This is a genomic window from Pseudomonas argentinensis (genome assembly GCF_001839655.2).
Classification (GTDB): domain Bacteria; phylum Pseudomonadota; class Gammaproteobacteria; order Pseudomonadales; family Pseudomonadaceae; genus Aquipseudomonas; species Aquipseudomonas argentinensis_B.
Genome location: NZ_CP056087.1, coordinates 3,117,531 through 3,134,760, shown reverse-complemented (window position 1 = coordinate 3,134,760; position 17,230 = coordinate 3,117,531). Strand labels below are relative to the sequence as shown.

Annotated in this window: 15 protein-coding genes and 2 pseudogenes; 3 read left to right on the top strand and 14 right to left on the bottom strand. The window is 64.5% G+C overall.

Annotation, left to right across the window (positions count from 1 at the left end; all coding sequences use genetic code 11):
• Positions 1-110: 110 nt before the first annotated feature.
• The 9 genes and pseudogenes from SA190iCDA_RS13935 to SA190iCDA_RS13895 form a co-directional block, all read right to left on the bottom strand.
• Positions 111-1,068 (bottom strand): annotated as a pseudogene (locus SA190iCDA_RS13935) (GNAT family N-acetyltransferase).
• A 210-nt stretch (positions 1,069-1,278) separates the two neighbouring features.
• Complete coding sequence (locus SA190iCDA_RS13930) at positions 1,279-2,040, bottom strand: amino acid ABC transporter ATP-binding protein (RefSeq protein WP_070887380.1); 762 nt, start codon at positions 2,038-2,040, stop codon at positions 1,279-1,281.
• Complete coding sequence (locus SA190iCDA_RS13925; protein WP_070887379.1) at positions 2,037-2,939, bottom strand: amino acid ABC transporter permease; 903 nt, start codon at positions 2,937-2,939, stop codon at positions 2,037-2,039. The genes SA190iCDA_RS13930 and SA190iCDA_RS13925 overlap by 4 nt, the downstream gene beginning before the upstream one ends.
• Positions 2,936-3,832: an ABC transporter substrate-binding protein gene (locus SA190iCDA_RS13920; RefSeq protein ID WP_070887378.1), complete on the bottom strand. Its 897-nt coding sequence runs from the start codon at positions 3,830-3,832 to the stop codon at positions 2,936-2,938. Before SA190iCDA_RS13920 ends, SA190iCDA_RS13925 begins: the two co-directional genes overlap by 4 nt.
• Before the next feature lie 2 nt (positions 3,833-3,834).
• A complete protein-coding gene (locus SA190iCDA_RS13915; RefSeq protein WP_070887377.1) occupies positions 3,835-5,184 on the bottom strand; it encodes an LLM class flavin-dependent oxidoreductase in 1,350 nt (449 codons plus the stop codon).
• A 9-nt stretch (positions 5,185-5,193) separates the two neighbouring features.
• Complete coding sequence (locus SA190iCDA_RS13910; protein ID WP_070887376.1) at positions 5,194-6,504, bottom strand: MmgE/PrpD family protein; 1,311 nt, start codon at positions 6,502-6,504, stop codon at positions 5,194-5,196.
• Between the two features lie 156 nt (positions 6,505-6,660).
• Complete coding sequence (gene xth / locus SA190iCDA_RS13905; protein WP_070887375.1) at positions 6,661-7,461, bottom strand: exodeoxyribonuclease III; 801 nt, start codon at positions 7,459-7,461, stop codon at positions 6,661-6,663.
• Between the two features lie 416 nt (positions 7,462-7,877).
• Positions 7,878-9,224, bottom strand: coding sequence for an ATP-binding protein (locus SA190iCDA_RS13900; protein WP_070887374.1), 1,347 nt, complete (start codon positions 9,222-9,224; stop codon positions 7,878-7,880).
• Positions 9,221-9,934, bottom strand: a complete 714-nt coding sequence (locus tag SA190iCDA_RS13895; RefSeq protein ID WP_070887373.1) for a response regulator — start codon at positions 9,932-9,934, stop codon at positions 9,221-9,223. Before SA190iCDA_RS13895 ends, SA190iCDA_RS13900 begins: the two co-directional genes overlap by 4 nt.
• Before the next feature lie 164 nt (positions 9,935-10,098).
• Here SA190iCDA_RS13895 and SA190iCDA_RS13890 point away from each other — a divergent pair, with 164 nt between their 5' ends.
• Positions 10,099-10,872: a VacJ family lipoprotein gene (locus SA190iCDA_RS13890; RefSeq protein WP_070887372.1), complete on the top strand. Its 774-nt coding sequence runs from the start codon at positions 10,099-10,101 to the stop codon at positions 10,870-10,872.
• A complete protein-coding gene (locus SA190iCDA_RS13885; RefSeq protein WP_070887371.1) occupies positions 10,862-11,149 on the top strand; it encodes a hypothetical protein in 288 nt (95 codons plus the stop codon). The genes SA190iCDA_RS13890 and SA190iCDA_RS13885 overlap by 11 nt, the downstream gene beginning before the upstream one ends.
• Positions 11,150-11,271: 122 nt before the next feature.
• Here SA190iCDA_RS13885 and SA190iCDA_RS13880 read toward each other — a convergent pair.
• From SA190iCDA_RS13880 to SA190iCDA_RS13865, 4 genes and pseudogenes are all read right to left on the bottom strand, one after another.
• A pseudogene (locus SA190iCDA_RS13880) lies at positions 11,272-11,582 on the bottom strand (iron-siderophore ABC transporter substrate-binding protein); the annotation flags it as partial.
• A gap of 59 nt (positions 11,583-11,641) precedes the next feature.
• Complete coding sequence (locus SA190iCDA_RS13875) at positions 11,642-14,086, bottom strand: TonB-dependent receptor (protein WP_070887370.1); 2,445 nt, start codon at positions 14,084-14,086, stop codon at positions 11,642-11,644.
• A gap of 65 nt (positions 14,087-14,151) precedes the next feature.
• Positions 14,152-15,102 carry a FecR domain-containing protein gene (locus SA190iCDA_RS13870; protein WP_083329883.1) on the bottom strand — a complete coding sequence of 317 codons (951 nt, stop codon included), beginning with the start codon at positions 15,100-15,102 and terminating at the stop codon, positions 14,152-14,154.
• Positions 15,096-15,608, bottom strand: a complete 513-nt coding sequence (locus tag SA190iCDA_RS13865) for a sigma-70 family RNA polymerase sigma factor (RefSeq protein ID WP_070887369.1) — start codon at positions 15,606-15,608, stop codon at positions 15,096-15,098. Before SA190iCDA_RS13865 ends, SA190iCDA_RS13870 begins: the two co-directional genes overlap by 7 nt.
• A gap of 201 nt (positions 15,609-15,809) precedes the next feature.
• Here SA190iCDA_RS13865 and SA190iCDA_RS13860 point away from each other — a divergent pair, with 201 nt between their 5' ends.
• Positions 15,810-16,271, top strand: coding sequence for a hypothetical protein (locus SA190iCDA_RS13860; protein ID WP_070887368.1), 462 nt, complete (start codon positions 15,810-15,812; stop codon positions 16,269-16,271).
• On the opposite strand, the gene SA190iCDA_RS13855 is transcribed toward SA190iCDA_RS13860, so the two are convergent.
• Positions 16,272-17,159 carry a polyprenyl synthetase family protein gene (locus tag SA190iCDA_RS13855; RefSeq protein WP_070887367.1) on the bottom strand — a complete coding sequence of 296 codons (888 nt, stop codon included), beginning with the start codon at positions 17,157-17,159 and terminating at the stop codon, positions 16,272-16,274.
• Positions 17,160-17,230 lie beyond the last annotated feature (71 nt).

Genomic DNA, 17,230 nt, shown 5'->3' with positions numbered 1-17,230 from the left:
TTAGGATGACTGCTGGCTGCATTTTATTAGCTGAACCCGCGTCAGGAGGTATAGAAAATCCGGGACGATTCAATCTTCGCGCTAATGAGCAAACACGGAGCTAGGTGCAATTACAGATGGAAATCGCCCGCAGCCTCCGGCTGGTAAAGCACCTTCCTGATCTCGATCTGCCGCGTACGCCCGGCGATTCGCCAGTCGATGGCGTCACCCTCCTGATACCCCAGGATGGCGGCACCCAGATCGGAGCACACCGAATGCTTGCCGGCGCTGTGGTCAGCGTCTTCGGGGTAAACCAGGGTCACTTCGAACGCTTCGTCGCCCAGTTGCACCAGGGCCCTGGAGTTCATGGTGACGACGGTGCTGGGCACCTGTTCAGCCTCGACGACAACGGCGCGTTCGAGCTCGTGTTCGAGTTGGACGACCGGGCCTTCCTCCAGCGCGATCAAATTGTCGAGCTTGGCCTTGTCCATTTCGGTGATGTAGATCCCTGGCGCATCGCGGAAGGAATCTTCGCGCAGCAGCTGCAGGTAGCGACCGGTCGTCATGACCCATGAGGTCATGGTCGGCGTTTCGCTCCCGAGCTCGAAGCCGCTGCGCAGGAAGGCTTTCTGCGAGCGCAGGTTATCCGGATGGATCTTGGCGATGAGTTTCTCGGCGCGCATGTCGAGAAAGGCCAGTTTCATGCCTTCGCGGATCGTGCGGGTGCCCAGGTTCTGCCCCCACTTGTCGCTGTCGCCGATGGCCAGGACGATCTCGCACTCCGCGCCGCTCTTGATCAGACGCACGAAGCCCACCGGTTCGTCATACCGGTCATAGGCCATGAAGAAGCGGCCGCCCTGGTTGAACAGATGGGTCAGAATCGGCAACTGAGTCCGATCGATGGCGTGTTCGATGGAGCGGGAAACATCACGCGAATCGCTCAGGTAGCAGGTAACGCGATCATCTTCCAACCAGTCCATCAGCCTCAACGCATGTGCCCGAGTGACCTCCGGGCACAGCGAAATGAAAGGCTTGGTCATCTTCACCACACATATTTGAAGGTTTGAAGCCCTTCATGGCTATGGCCATGACGGTTCTTACGCAAACCGGCTACTTTAACGCATCAGGCGAGCGATTCCGACCCGTCTGCGCGCGTGGCTGCGCTGTTACTTGGCAGCTCGCCTCGATTCGACGCCCTCTCCCATCTACAACGGCTGCGCAATTTCTAAATGCCGTTCACGCAAGCCGGGCTAAATAAAGCACCTGGCGATGAGCAAGGGCTCACCACCAGACGGCGCCTTACAGCACGCTGGCCAGGAACTCACGCAGCCGTGGATGCTGCGGGTCGTCCAGCAAGGCGCGGGCATCGCCCGCCTCCACCACCTTGCCGTTGTCCATGAACACGATATTGTCCGCCACCTCGCGGGCAAAGCCGATTTCATGGGTGACCACCACCATGGTGATGCCCCAGTGCGCCAACTGCTTCATCACCTGCAGCACTTCGCCCACCAGCTCGGGGTCCAGTGCCGAGGTCGGCTCGTCGAACAGCATCACCTCTGGCTGCATGGCCAGTGCCCGGGCGATCGCCACTCGCTGCTGCTGCCCGCCGGACAGCTCCCGTGGCCAGGCTTGCGCACGGTGCGCCAGGCCGACCTGGTCGAGCAGCTGCATGGCCCGCGCCTCCACGTCAGCGCGTTTCTGGCCGAGGATGCGGATCGGTGCATCGGCGATGTTCTGCAGCACCGTGCGGTGCGGGAACAGGTTGAACTGCTGGAACACCATGCCGATGCGTTGGCGCTGCTTCGCTACGGCCTTTTCCGGCAGTTCGTACAGCGCCTGGCCCTTGCGGCAATAACCGATCAGGGTGTCACCGACGTGGATGGTGCCGCCGTCGAGTTTTTCCAGGTGGTTGATGCAGCGCAGCAGGGTCGACTTGCCCGAGCCGGACGGCCCGAGAATCACCGTCACCGAGCCGGCGGTGATGTCCAGGTCGATGCCATGCAGCACCGTATTGCCGGAGAACTGCTTGTGCACGCCACGCAGGCGGATGGACTCGCTCATGACGCGGACTCCTGCGTGCCTTTGTTGCGGCGCAGCCAGCTTATGCGCGCCGGGCCATTGCCGCGGCTGTACCACACTTCGATGTAATGCTGGAGCACCGACAGCACCGAGGTCATCACCAGGTACCAGAGGGTGGCGACCAGCAGCAGCGGGATCACCTCATAGGTGCGCTGGTAGATGATCTGCGCTGAATAGAGCACGTCCTGCAGGGCGATCACCGACACCACCGCGGTGGTTTTCAGCTGGCCGATCACCTCGTTGCCGGCGGGCGGCAGGATGGTGCGCATGGCCTGGGGCAGCACGGTCTGCCGGAAGATCTGTCCGGGCCGGTAGCCGAGCGCCTTGGCCGCTTCGAGCTGGCCCTGGCCAACGCTCTGGATACCGGCACGAATGATCTCCGCGGCATAGGCGGACTGGTGAATCACCAGGGCCAGTACCGCAGCGCTGAACGGGCTGATGATCTCGTTGGTCGCCGCGCTCCACACCTCGCCCACCAATGGCAGGCTCAGCGACAGCTGCGGATACAGCGCCGCGATGTTGTACCAGAGAAACAGCTGCACCAGCATCGGCACGGCGCGGAAGAACCAGGTATAGGCCCAGCTGACGCTGACCAGCACCGGATTGGAAGACAGCCGCATCAGGGCCAGCAGCGTGCCGCCGGCAAAGCCGAACACCACCGAGATGACCGTCAGTTCGATGGTCATCAGCACGCCGGCGAGAATCGACTCCTCCGTCAGGTTCTGCGCCACCACCTCCCATTCGAAACGCGGGTTGTTGACCATCGAGGTGGCCACCAGCGACAGCAGCACCAGCACGATCAGGGCACTGAACCAGCGCCCCCAGTGACGGTGCTTGACGATGCGCAGCCCGGCGATGTCGTCGTCAGGCCGTTGGCTCATTTGAGGTTTTCTTCGTTGAGGCCGGCGGTTTCGACGGCGCCGAAGCCGATTTCCCACTTGTCGAGGATCTGCTGGTAGGTGCCGTCCTTGATCAGCGAGTTGAGCGCCGCCTGGATCGGTTTGCCCAGCGGCGAATCCTTGACCAGGGCGATGGAGACGATGGTGTCCTCGATGGTGATCTCGCCGGCCAGTTTCAGCGCCTTCACCTGGTTGGCCTGGTAACGCAGGCCCTCGTACGGGCCGAAGAACATAGGCACGCGGCCACTGATCACCGCCTGCACGCCGGCTGGGCGATCCGGAAAGATCGGCACCTGGATGGCCGGTTTGCCATCGGCCACGCAGGCCTCGCTGGCCTGCTGCAGGCGGGTCACCTGGGAGGTGCCGGCGCCGGCGCCGACGGTCTGGCCGCACAGCTCGGCAAAGCTGTTGAACGGCCCCTTGTCGGCATCCGCACGGCCGATCAGGGCCAGCTTGGAGGCGTTGTAGTAGCCGACGAAATCGACCTGTTCGAGGCGCTTGGCGTTGGCGTCGATATTGGAGATCGCTGCGTCGTAACGCCCGGATTTCAATCCCGGAATGATGTTGTCGAAGCCGCCGGTGTCGCGCAGTTCCAGCCTGACGCCGAGGCGGTCGGCGACCGCGCTGATGATGTCGATCTCGCGCCCGGCCAGGGTCTTGTTGTCGGCCTGGTAGAAAGTGGTCGGCGGCGTATTGGGGTTGGTGCCGGCGATGATGCTGCCGCGCTTCTTGATCGCCTCCGGCAGCGTGTCATGCAGGGCGGCGTCGGCCGCCGGCTTGGCGGTGGCGTTGAACGGCACGCCCTTGTCGGCGGCAATGGCGCCGGTCAGTGGCAGCAGCGCGAAAGCAGCGGCGGTCAGTGCAGAACCTTTCATGGTCACTCCTTCTCGGTTGCCAGCGGGGCAACGGCGGCAAAGTTTTCGTCGACGGAAGGCAGGCCGAGGTTTTCCCGCAGCGTGCTGAATTGGTAATCGGTGCGGAACAGGCCGCGGCGCTGCAACTCGGGAATCACCAGCTCGACGAACAGCTCCAGCTGCTCGGGCAGCACCGCCGGCATGATGTTGAAACCATCGGCGCCGCCCTGCTCCAGCCAGTGCTGGAAGTCATCGGCGATATCCTCGGCGGTGCCGACCACCACGCGGTGACCACGGGAGCCTGCAGCCACCGCCGCCAGTTGGCGCAGGGTCAGGTTCTCGCGGGCGGCCAGCTCGGTGAGCAGCTTGACGCGGCTCTGGCTACCTTCGGTGGCGGGGATTTCCGGCACCGGGCCGTCGAGTGGGTAGGCGGTCATGTCCACGCCGAAACGGGCGGACAGTTGCTCGATACCGTTGTCGATGTCCACCAGCTCGTTGAGCTGGTTCCACACTTGCTGGGCCTCTTCACGGGTGCGGCCGACGATGGGCATCACCCCCGGCAGAATCAGCAGATGGTCCGGCTGACGACCGGCGTCGCGCACGAACTGCTTCTGGCTCTGGTAGAAGGCCTGGCCCTCCTCCAGCGACGACGCGGCGGTGAACACCACCTCGGCGGTTTGCGCGGCCAACTGTTGGCCTGCCGGCGACGAGCCGGCCTCGATGATCACCGGGCGGCCCTGGGGCGAGCGCGCGATGTTCAGCGGGCCCTGCACCTGGAAGTGCTTGCCCTTGTGGTTGGCCGCGTGGATCTTGCTTTCGTCCGAGTAACGGCCGGTTTCCTTTTCGCGGACGATGGCGCCCTCTTCCCAGCCATCCCACAGCTTGAAGGCCACGTCGAGAAACTCGCGGGCCATTTCATAGCGGTCGGCGTGGGACGGCAGGTCTTCACGGCTGAAGTTGCGCGCGGCGTCGAGGGAGAACGAGGTGACCACGTTCCAGGCACCACGGCCACGGCTGATATGGTCCACCGAGCACAAGGCCCGCGCCAGGTGGAACGGCTCGTCGAAGGTGGTGGACGCGGTGGCGGCCAGGCCGATGTGCTTGGTCTGCACGGCCAGGGCCGAGAGCAGGGTCAGCGGCTCCAGGCGCGACATGGTGGATGGCAGGCGGTGCACGCTGGTGGCCAGGGCGTCGCCGACGAAGAACATGTCGAACTTGCCCTCTTCCGCCTTCCTGGCGATCCAGGTGAACCAGTCGATGTCGGTGGGCGAGCCTTTCGCGCCCTCGGCACGCCAGCCGCCCACGTGGTGCCCCAGCGCCTGTACGAACAGGCCGAGGCGCAATTGACGGGGTGAAGCAGATTGCACGGACATAACCAATCCTTACTGACAGCGAATGAGTGAAGCCAGGCGATGCAGCGCAGCATCGTCAGCGAGGTGCAGATCCCCGCTGATCGCGGCCAGCCGGGCCTCGGGCAGGGATCGAAGATTGTTGCGCAGCTTGGCCAGCACATCGGTGGGCGCGGCGGCGGTTTCCAGGCGGGTCACGCAGTGGCTGTGGGACGTGCCATTGGCCATGAACAGGGTGACGCGGTGAAAGCGCCGGTCCGGATCCAGCTCGTCGGCCGGCGCACTGGGGTCCGGTACCCGGCGTACCCGGGCGGCCAGCGCGGCGATCCGGGTATCGACCGGTTCTTCGCCGTAACGCTCGAGGGAAATCGCACCGTTGAGCAGCCCATCGGCGATCACGTATTCGAGACTGAAGCGTGCTTGCACGCCATTGACCGGGGCGATGATATTGGGCGCGGTATCGGCGCCCGGCGGGAAGCTCACCTCGATATGCTGCACCGCGTCCATGTCGCCGCCGAGCCGCTCGCGTAGCGCGAAGGCCGCCTCCGCGGCGCTGTGGGTACCACCGCAGGTTGGGTAGCGCTTGAACTCCAGGCCTGGCGAGATGATTCGCCAGGGTGCGCCCCACTCGGCCAGCAGATCATCGGGGCGTTCGACGCCGTAACCCAGGGTGGCCAGAAATGCCTCCAGCACGCCGTGGCGCTGCGCGGCGAAACCGGCGCGGGCCAACTCGACGCTGTTGACCGCGCTGCGTGCGGCCAAACCGGCATGCAACGCCTTGGCCGCGGAGCCGAACTGGGCGCGCAGGCCCGAAGCCTGGGTGGCGGCCAGGCCAAGGGCGACTTCGTTTTGTTCGTGCGTCAGGCGCAGCAACCGGCACGCGGCGCCGGTCGCCGCAATCACGCCCAGCGTCGCGGTGCTGTGCAGCCCCGCCGCGTAATGACGGGTGCCGATGGCCTTGCCCAGGCGCCCCGCCAGCTCGACGCCGAGGATATAGGCGTCGAGAAAGTCCTCGACCGCCATCGGCGGCTGGTCTTCGAGCAAAGCCAGCAGCGTCGACAGCACCACGGTGGTCGGGTGGCCGCGAAAGGTCCCATGGTAGTCGTCGAAATCCAGCGCATGGCTCATGTAGCCGAGCTGCAACGCATGATTTTCCATGCTGCGCGCAGCAGGAAACACCCCACGTATCGGCGCCAGTCCCGAGTCCTGCACCAGGCCGAGCTGCACCGGCAGCAAGCAGGCGAAATAGTCGATCAGGCCGTCGCGGGCACGCTGACGCTCGTCAGGCCCCGGCTGGCTGTCGAAAAGCGTTCTGGCCAGCTGGCCGCTGAGGGATGGGTTCAAAAGGCACCTTTAAAGTAAGGCTTTGACCTGTATCAAAAAATTGCGTAATAGAGCATTGTCCTTGTCACCCAAAGCGGCTGCAAATATGAAAACGGTCTTTACTTATTTCCAAAAGAAATAAAACCTCTGATCGTCCATAAGGGTTCAGCATGGGCGTCATTTGCTTCGCCGTTTGCGGCTGCTCAGCTGGATCCAGGTTGGCGCATGGTCACTGGGGTGCTCCTCGCCACGCACCCAGGTGTCCACGCCCGCCGCCTGCAGGTAGGGCGCCAGTGCCGGGTTGAGCAGCAGGTGGTCGATCCGCAGCCCGGAGTTGCTCTGCCAGTGGCGACGGAAGTAGTCCCAGAAGGTGAACAATTGTTCATCCGGGTGCAGGGTGCGCAACGCGTCCACCCAGCCCTGATCCAGCAGACGCTGGAAACACTCGCGGCTCTCGGGCTGCAGCAAGGCATCCTTCAGCCAGGAACGGGTGTTGTAGATATCGAAATCGGTTGGCACCACGTTGAAGTCGCCAGCCAGCACCACGGGGTGCTCGCTGGCCTGGAGGGTCTGTGCATGCTCGATCAGGTGCTCGAACCACCTGAGCTTGTAAGCGAATTTCGGGCCGGGCTGCGGGTTGCCGTTGGGCAGGTACAGGCAGGCCACCACCACGCCGAGTACCGCCGCCTCGATATAGCGCGCCTGGGTGTCCCATTCGGCGCCGGGCAGGCCGCGACGAATTTCCAGGGGCTGGGTGTCGCGGCCGAGAATAGCCACGCCGTTCCACGACGTCTGCCCCTGATATACCACGCCGTAGCCGGCCGCTTCGATATCCCTGGCCGGGAACGACTTGTCCGGCGTCTTGAGCTCCTGCAGGCACACCACGTCCGGCTGCTCGCGCTCCAGCCAGCTCAGCAGGTTGGGCAGTCGGGCGTTGATGCCATTGATATTGAAGGTGGCGATGCGCAGGCGTTTCATCGGCGGCTCCCAGGATGATCATCGTAGGCTTGTGACCTGCGCAACCGGCAGCCGGTGCAACTTATGTAACGGCCGGTCGAGGCTGTTCGACCGTCAACCACCGCCCATGGCCCGCGGCCCGCTTAGGAGTAAACGGGAGAACGCAGCGACGCCCAGGCTGCACAGGAACTTCAGTGTTCGCCTTCTTGGAAAATGGCACGCGCAAGATGGCCGAGCGCGAGACCAGCGCGGATCCGCTGGGCGCCCACCAATCGCCTTCCTTCAAGAAGGATCCTCTGCCGGCCGGCGTCCATCAGAAACCTGTCGAACCGGCCGGCTTTGTCACGATGACGTCGCCGGACGTCCACGAGCCCTCCGGCTGGGGCCTTCTTGGCGAGCCGGAAGGCCGGACCGGTCAGCTGAACGTCGTAAGGTGCTCAGGTGAACGGCAGTTCGACTCGCACGTCCAGGCCGCCGCGGGGGCGATTGCGCAAGGACAGGCTGCCGCCGTGTTCCAGCACGATGGCCCGGGCGGCACAAAGCCCCAGGCCAACGCCGCCGGTGTGCTTGTTGCGCGAGCCCTCGATACGGAAGAAGGGTTTGAAGACCTCCTCCTGATACGCCGGGTCGATGCCCGGCCCGCGGTCCCGCACGCGGATGAGCACGCCGTGTGCGCCCTGCTCCAGAGTGACGGCCGGCTCGCGGCCATACTTGATGGCGTTGTCGAGCAGGTTGCCGAGCGCGCGCTTGATGCCGATCGGCCGACCGACATAGACCAGTCGCCCGGGAGGGCTCAGCTGCACCTCGATGCCGGCATCCCGGTAGTCGTCGACCAGGGTGTGCAGCAACCCGGCGAGGTCGAAGGCGGTCGCCGGTTCCAGGCGGGCTTCGTCGCGGAAGAATTCCAGGGCGCTGTTGATCATCGCCTGCATCTCGTCCACATCGCGAAACAGCTTGGCCTGCTGCTCCGGGTCGTCGATGAATTCGCCGCGCAGGCGCATGCGCGTAAGCGGCGTGCGCAGGTCGTGGGAAATCGCCGCGAGCATCTGTGTGCGGTCATGGATGAAGTGCTGCAACTGCGCCTGCATGGCATTGAAGGCGACGATGGCCTGGCGGATCTCCCGGGGCCCCTCGACGGCGATGGGCGGCGCGCGGAAATCACTGCCGAAGCGCCGGGCGCCGCGGGCGAAGCGCTCCAGCGGCCCAGCCAGATGGCGTGTGGCGATCAGCGCCACGGCAATGGTCGACAGCAGCACCAGGGCGATGACGATCAGGTTGCGCGGCAATGGGTCGAGGCCCCAGTTGCGGGTGAATGCCGAGAACTTCACCCATGAGCCGTCGCGCAATTCGACCAACAGGGCATAACCTGCCCGTGGGTCGTTGACCGGCCATTCATCCGGCTCATAGCCCAGGATCCTGGCGTTGGGATTGCCCAACTGGCTGCGCAGAAACTCTTCCCCGGCGCGAAACTCCGCATCGTCGTACGGCGTGGGCACCTCGGCATCCTCGAAGCGGCGCAGCCAGGTGGTGCTGTATATCTCATTACTGGCGAACCTGGCGATGGACGGCCGCTGCTCGACCGGCGCGGCGTCGATGATCCGGCTGATACTGGCCAGGCTCTCCAGCAGTCCGGTCTGCAGCAGCGGTGGCCGTGCCCATACGCCGGCCAGCTGGCTGAGTGCCCAGGTCAGCAGCAGCGCGGTCAGCATGGCGGCCATGGTGGTCAGGGCGATCCAGCGCGCCACCGTATCGCTGGGGCAGTTGAGCCATTGCAGCGGCTTCATCGTTTCACCAGCACGCTGGGAGTGAACAGGTAGCCACTGTTGCGCACCGTGCGGATCATCGGCACGCCGCTGACATCGCCCTCCAGCTTGCGGCGCAGGCGGCTGACCTGCACGTCGATGCTGCGATCGAAGGCCTCAAAGGCCTCGCCGCGGGTCATGTCCAGCAGTTGCTGGCGGCTGAGCACCCGGCGCGGGTGCTCGGCGAACACCAGCAGCAACTCGAATTCGCCACCGGACAGCGGAATCATCACCTTGTCCGGCGAGCGCAGTTCCCGGCGCGTGACGTCCAGCTGCCAGCCGGCGAACTCCAGGGTCGGTCGCGGCTTGTCGTTGAGCACGCTCCTGACTTGGCCGGTACGACGCAGCACCGCGCGCACCCTGGCCAGCAGCTCACGGGCGTCGAAGGGCTTGGTGAGGTAGTCATCGGCGCCAAGCTCCAGGCCCACCACGCGGTCGCTGAGTTCGCCCATGGCGGTGAGCATGATCACCGCCATGCCGTGTTCGCTGCGCAGGCGCTGACAGAGCACCAGCCCGCTCTCCCCCGGCAGCATGACGTCGAGGATCACCAGGTCGGGCTGCTGGCGCTGCATCGCCTGCCACAGGCTGGCGCCATCGGTGGCCACGTCGACGCGGTAGCCGTGCAGCTCGAGGAATTTCTTCAGGAGGGCGAGGACGTCGAGGTCATCGTCCACCAGCAATAGGTGGTTCACGCGGGGCTCGCTGCGGGCAGTTGTGGAGCGGCTATCTAAAACCATTGGCGCGGGCGCGTCATATATTTCAATCCGGCAATAAAGCGGCGATTTCGCAACAAGGCGGACATTCACCGGCAAAACCTGCCAGGCAGCATCGGCGCAATTTCCATCGAGGATCACCCATGCCGACTCCTGCTTTCGCTCGTCCCTTCACCCGTACGCTTTCGCTGGCTGCTGCCCTGAGCCTGGCCGCGGGCTGTGCCAGCCCCACCCCTTCTTCCACCCAGCTTTGCCAGGGCACGCTGGCAGCGCCCCATGACCCGGTCGAGCCGCTCAACCGCGGCATCTTCGCGTTCAACCGCAGCGTCGACGACTACCTGCTGGCCCCGGTGGCCCGCGGCTATCGGCACCTGCCCGGCTTCGTGCAGGGCGGCGTGCACAATTTCGTCGCCAACTTCGGCGAACCCAAGGTGTTCATCAACGATCTGCTGCAGGGCAACGGTCGGCGCTCGGTCACCACGGTCGGCCGCTTCGCGCTCAATACCACGGTGGGTATCCTCGGCCTGATCGACGTGTCCGGACGGCTGGACATCGAACGTCACGAGGCGGACTTCGGCCAGACCTTCGGCGTGTGGAATATCGCCAACGGCCCGATCGTCGAATTGCCGCTGCTGGGCACCGGCAACCTGCGCGACGCCAGCGGCAAGGTACTGAGTTTCGTGGTCTCGCCGTTCGGCAGCAACAGCGACACCCTGGAGACACTGGGCACGGTGAATACCGTCGGCGGCATCGTCGATGGCCGCGCCGAGGCGCTGCCGCTGACCGACGAGCTGAGAAAGCAGCCCGATTACTACCTGGCCCTGCGCGATGCGGTGGCCGAGCGGCGAGCGCATTTCGTCGCCGAGGGCAAACTCGGCACACAAGCGGATCTTTGTGGAGCGAGCGATGAGCGTTGAAGACGTGCTGGTCCTACACCGGCGAATCAGAACCCCGGATATGACCACCCTGCATTGCCGCGAACTGGAACTGCGCCTCGACACCGATGGCCGCCACCTGGTGCTCAGCCGCTATACCGAGCTGTATTGCGAGAACCAGTCCATCTGGGGCGCCACGCGGGATCACAAGGTGTCGCTGGTCAGCCTGCTGCGCTGGATGGTCAATCAGGAGAATGGCGCCAAGATCGCGCTGGCAGACAGACGAGGGGATGGCCACCCGAGCGCGGAACCGCGATAAGCGGCAACGGTTTCGGTCGCTGGCGTCATCGCGGGGGCCTTCGGGCGGATCAACGGGCAGGTCGAGCAATAGTCCGCTGGTTCCACACGAAACCCAGCTCGGCCAGTACGCTGCCGGCATGGCTGTTCGAGCAGCCTGGCAATCCGCTCGCGGCGAAAGCGCGAGGCGACGATCAGGTCCGGGCTGAGCGAGGCGATGTCCGCCAGGCTCGGCGGGGTCTCCAGGCCGGCATGGGCCACGCCGGCCAGGACCGGCGCAGGTACCGATACATGGGTTTCTCGCTCCGCGGATCGACCACGCCGGCCGGCCGAATGCCAAGCGCCACCGCAGTGTCGGTGGCGCCTTGAAACAGGCTGATGACGCGCCGCGGTGCAGGCCCGGCCTTGGCCAGGGGGATTGCACCGCCAGCTAGAACGCCCAGGGACAGGCGCATCAATGTGCGCCCGGACAACGACCTGTTACTACCCTGCAAATTCGATCCTAGTCACTGGATCAGAACCCGAGGGTTGCCGACAGCAAGAAGGTGCGCGGGGTTGAAAGGGTCAGGCCCGCCTCGCTGTCATCCGAGGCGCCCGCCGAGATCCAGTCCCGGGAGTTGGCCACGTTCTCGACGGTGCCACGCAAGGTGACATCGGTCTCGCTGACTTTGAAGACATAGCGCGCGCCCAGGTCGTAGCGCGTCCAGGAGTCGATCTCCTTGGTATTGGCCTGATCCAGATACTGGGAACTGCTGTACATGCTGCGGGCGGTCAGGGTCAGCCCCTGAACCCTTGGCACGTCCCATTCGGCGCCGAGGTTGGCGTTGTACTTGGGGGTGGCCGGCGCGCGGTTGTCATCGTTGGCGCCGCCGTTATTGGTGTCTTTCAGCTCGCTGTCGATATACATCACGCCCCCGAGCAGGCGGAAGCCTTCGATGGGCTCGCCAAACACGTTCAGCTCGATACCGTCGTTGATGCGCTTGCCGTTGGGGCCGAACGTCCCCTCGACTTGACTACCTACTGGCGCCGCCGTCTCGTAAGCCGGTTGCTTGATGCGGAACACAGCGGCAGTAATCGCGAACCTACCCAGGTCGTACTTGGCGCCGGCCTCAAGCTGACGACTGATGAAGGGCGCGAATATCTGGTTTTCGTTGTTGGCGGTGGACGGCGCGATCTTGCCCTGGCTCAGGCCTTCCATGTAGTTGGCGTAGAGCGACAGCTGATCGGTGGCCTTGAACAGCACACCGACCGAGGGCGACAGTTTCTCCTCGTCGTAGCCGGTCTCGCCTTTGATGCCGTTTTCCCAATCATCGACCTTCACGCGCTGCCAGCGTGCACCCAGCGTCAGCAGCACTCGGTCCTCGAGCAACCCCATGGTGTCGGAGAGCGCGACACCACTGAAGCGGTTCTCGGTGTAGACCTTGGCATCATCACGAGTCCGCACTGTCGGCTCAGGTGTCGCGATCGGGTTGTAGAGATTGCCCGCACGGTTGGCGTAACGCCCACCGCCATTCTCGAAATCCATCGAGAAATAATCGGCAGCCAGATTGACCTCATGGCTGACGGGCCCGGTCTGGAACCACTTGCGTACACCTGCGTTTACAGTGCGTACGTCTTCATCCCGGGTAAAGTCACGGGGTTGGATGGTGAAGTCACCAGCGGCATTGGTGATCGACACGTTATGACGCAGGAAATCGTAATTACTCTTGCGCGCCCCTACCGCCCCGTAAACCATCAGCGAATCGTCGATATCGTACTCACCACGCAGCGCACCGAAGGTGTCGCTGGTCTCGGCTTTCGTCCAGGCCTGGGCATAGTTATGGCGTACGTCATCGACCCTTGGCACAGGGGCATTGGCGCCGACCAGCACGCGCTCCTGGGGCGCATCGGTATCGCGCTCGGTGTGCCCCAGATCCATCGACAGGCGCAGGCGCTCGTCGCGAAAATCCAGCCCGACCACGGCCATCTCGCGGTTGACCTTCTGGTGATCCCATTCGGTATCACCGGACTGCTTGACGCCGTTGAAACGAATGCCGAAGCGGTTGTCCTCGCCAAAACGACGACCCACGTCGACGGCACCGCCGACTTGGCTGTCCGAGGCGTAGCTGCCGGTGAACTCGGTGATCGGCTTGTCGGTGGCGCGCTTGGGCACCAGGTTGATGCCGCCGCCGACGCTACCGCGTGGCGAGATGCCGTTGACCAGCTGGGTCGGGCCACGAAGGATGTCGACGCGGTCGGCCATCTCCATGTCGATGGAGTACGTCGGCATGATGCCGTACAGCCCGTCGTAGGACACATCGCTGTTGAACAGGCTGAAACCACGAATTGTGAACTGCTCGAAGCGCCCGCCCGCCGGGTTGGTGGAGCGTACCGCCGGGTCGCTGGCGGTGAGGTCTGCCAGGGTGCGCGACTGGGTACTTTTCACCGCCTCGCTGGTGTAGGTGGTCATGCTCAGGGGCGACTCCATGAAATCCCGCGAGCCCAATAGCCCCTGGGAGCTGCGGCGCGCGACCTGGCCGCCGGCGTAGCGCTCACCTTCCAGGCTTTGCGAAGGGATGGTCACCCCGGTGATGGCGGTGGGGGCGATTTCCAGGGTGTCGGCACTGTCGGCTGCCGGCGCAACGGTATAGGCCGAGTCGCCCACCGGTTGCAGGCGCAGGCCGCTGCCCTGCAGCAGGCGCGCAAAGCCTTCATCGACGCTGTAGGTGCCGAACAGCCCATGGCTGCTGCGCCCGCTGACCAGCGCCGGATCTACCGACAGACTTACCCCGGCCTGGCTGGCGAAACGGCTCAGGGCCTCACCGAGGCTACTGCTCGGCACGCTGTAGCTGCGCTCGGCGGTTTGTGCCCCGGCGCTCAGCGGCGCGATGCTGCCCAGCCCGAGCATCAGGCTCAGGCACAGGGTGGAGCAGGAAATCGAAGACACCAGACGAGGCCGATGACGTGTCAGTGAAGGCATGGCAGACGCTCTCTTTTTAATTCACTACCTCCCATGACAGGTGGGTGAAAAAAAAGGGACAGGCTTCAGGCAATTTTTTCGCGCGGCACCAGGGTGACCCAGTAACGGGTACGCTTGAGCACGTCCAGCGGCAGGCTGGCAGCCAGCAGATCGAGGATCTGATCGGTATCGGCGAGGCGAAAACTGCCGGTGACGCGTAGCGTCTCCAAGGCCGGCGACCAGCGCAGAATGCCCGGCCGGTAGCGGTCGAGCTCGCGCAGGAAGTCGCCGAGCGGCTGATCGTTGGCCATCAGCACACCGTCACGCCAGCCAGGCGCACCAGTGTCGAAGGTCTGGGTGGACTGGATGCGCCCAGCGCGCAGCGTGACTCGCTGCCCCCGCTGCAGAACCTGTGTCTCATGAGTACTTGCCTGCAGTTGCACCGACCCAGCCAGCACCGAGAACTGGCAGCTATCGCCCTGCTGATGCACGCAGATCTCTCCAGCCGCAAGGGTCGCCCTGCCCTGGCGGGTCTCGATAACGAATGGAGCGCTGTCAGCGACCTTCAGGGCCACCTCGCCCCGCAGCAGAGTCAGGCGACGCCCATCGGCGTCGAGGTTCAGCGCAGAATCGGTATTGATATCCAGCACGCTGCCATCGGCCAGGGTCAGCCGGCGCCGCTCGCCGACCTGGGTGGAGAGATCGGCACGCCAGGCTTCGATCGGCAGTTCACGGCTGACCAGCCAGGCCGCTGGAGCCAGGGTGGCGAACCCGAGCATGCCCTTGAGCAGGCGCCGCCGGCCCTGGTCAGGGCGGTCGAGGCTGGCCATCGCCAACTCGGATGGCAATGCGCCAAAGCGCGAACGCAAGGCCTGAATCTTCTGCCAGGCATGTTCGTGGCTGGCATGCACGTCACGCCAACGCTGCAGGGCCCTGTGGTCGTGCTCACTGGCCTCGCCGGACTCGAGCAACGCCAGCCAACGCGCCGCCGAGCGCGCGACATGCCGAGTGTCGCCACTGACCTCCCGCTTCAGCACAGCTCGACCAGCAGGCAGTGCTCGTAGGCCTGCGCCATATAGCGCTTGACGCTGCGCTCGGAGACCTCGAGGCGTTCGGCGATATCCCGGTAGCTCAGCCCTTCGAGTTGGCTGAGCAGAAACGCCCGGCGCACCATCTGGGGCAAGCCGTCGAGCAGTTCGTCCAAGGCCTGCAGGGTTTCCAGCACCAGCCAGCGCTCTTCCGGCGACGGCGCACAGGCTTCCGGTAATTGCGCAAGCGCTTCCAGATAGGCCTGCTCCAGGCTGCGCCGTTTGTAGAGGTTGATCAGCAGGCGTTTACCGATGGTTTTCAGGTAGGCACGGGGTTCCTGCAGCTCGCTGATCGCCTGGGAACCGGCCAACACGCGCAAGAAGGCATCCTGGCTGAGATCGGCGGCATCCCAGCCATTGCCCAGGCGGCGGCTCAGCCACTGCTCCAGCCAGCTGCGATGCTCCCGGTACAGGTCGTCGAACGCGCGTTCGCTCGATACAGCCACACCACCCATGCAAACACCCGTTACGAAAGATCAATAACGAGATCGATTCTAATTAACAACCATCCCGAAAGGTAGCCTGGCACTCGGATTTACCGGGCCCTGCCCAGGCCGGCAGCTGCAGCGCCGAGCGGGCCGGGCAAATGCAAAATATTTGGCAAGCGTGACCGCCGCGCTCTATTGTGCTGCCACTTTTTTACCGAGCGGCTTGCCATGAAACGACTTTGCATCCTGTTGTTCAGTGTTGTCTGTTCCTCCACCTGGGCGACCGACGCGCCCGCGCCGACACGCTGGACGCTGCTGGATCAATTCGAGAAGGCCTATACCCTGGACGACAGCGCCCGCGTGGTGCTGGTGGCGCGCAGCATGTCCACCGCCCGCCTGGTCAACGGCGCGCTGGAAGAACAGCCGGAGGGTTTCCTGGATGCTCGTCACGTGGTCTACGTGGCCGACATCGAGAAGATGCCGTCGCTGGCCAAGATGGTCGCGGTGCCGGCCATGCGCTCGGCCAAGTATCGGATCATGCTCGACCAGACCGGTCGGGTCGCCAGCCGCTACGCCGGTGATCGGGAAACCGTGCAGTGGCTGGACGTGCACAATGGCAACGTGGTGGGTGAACAGCGTTTCAGTGATGCGGCAGCCCTGCAGGCCGCGCTGGAAGCGCTGCCCCGGTAATCAGCCGAACAGCATGCCCAGGAAGCGGCCGATATGGGCATCGCCGCGGTAGGCTTCATCCAGGCAGATGTGTGCCCGCGCCAGGTGACCATCGAGGCGCTCGCGCACCTTCTGCTCACCGTGTAGCGCCAGGAGCGTCGACTTGCCGTTGTCCTTGCCCTGGTCCTTGTCGCTGTTGGGATTGATGTCCTGCAGGTCGTCGTAGAGCTGCACGGCGTGCCCCAGCTCGATGGCGAAGCGCTGCAGCACCCCCCGCAGCGGCTTGGGTGCATCGCTGATCAGAAACGCCATGTCCATGATCGCGCTGAACAGCACCCCGGTCTTGAGGTTGTTGGTGGCGGCGATTTCCTCTTCGCTACGGGCGTGCTTGCCGTCGCGCAGGTCCTGCAACTGCCCCTGCACCAAGCCTTGCGAACCGACGGTGTTGGCGAGAATTTCCACCAGTTGGGTGCGCACCAGCGGGCGCAGCCCGTCGATCGAGGCCACCACGCCGAAAGCCCGTGACAGCAGCGCCACGGCCGCGAGAATGGCGATGTCTTCACCGAACGTCAGGTGTACGGTGGGCCGCCCGCGGCGCAGCTGGGCGTTATCCATGCAGGGCATGTCGTCGAGAATCAGCGAGGCGGCATGCACCATCTCGATGGCACAGGCCAGATCCAGCGCCTGGCGCTGGTTGGCGCCCAGCCCGTTGGCGGCGAGCAGCAACAGCAGCGGGCGCATACGCTTGCCCGGCGCCAGCGCACCGTCACGGATCGCCGCGGCGACCAGGTCGCGCTCGTTGCTGGCAGGCGGCAACAGCTCGTCGAGTCGATCATCGACGGCGGCACGCAGCTGCATCAGGTGTTCGGTGAATCCGCTGTCGATCGTTGCGGTCGCATAGGCTGTCATCGTTCACTCTCTTCTTCTGTATGCCTGCAGTACGCACACCTGTTACGTACCGAGGGTCACGACGTTGTACG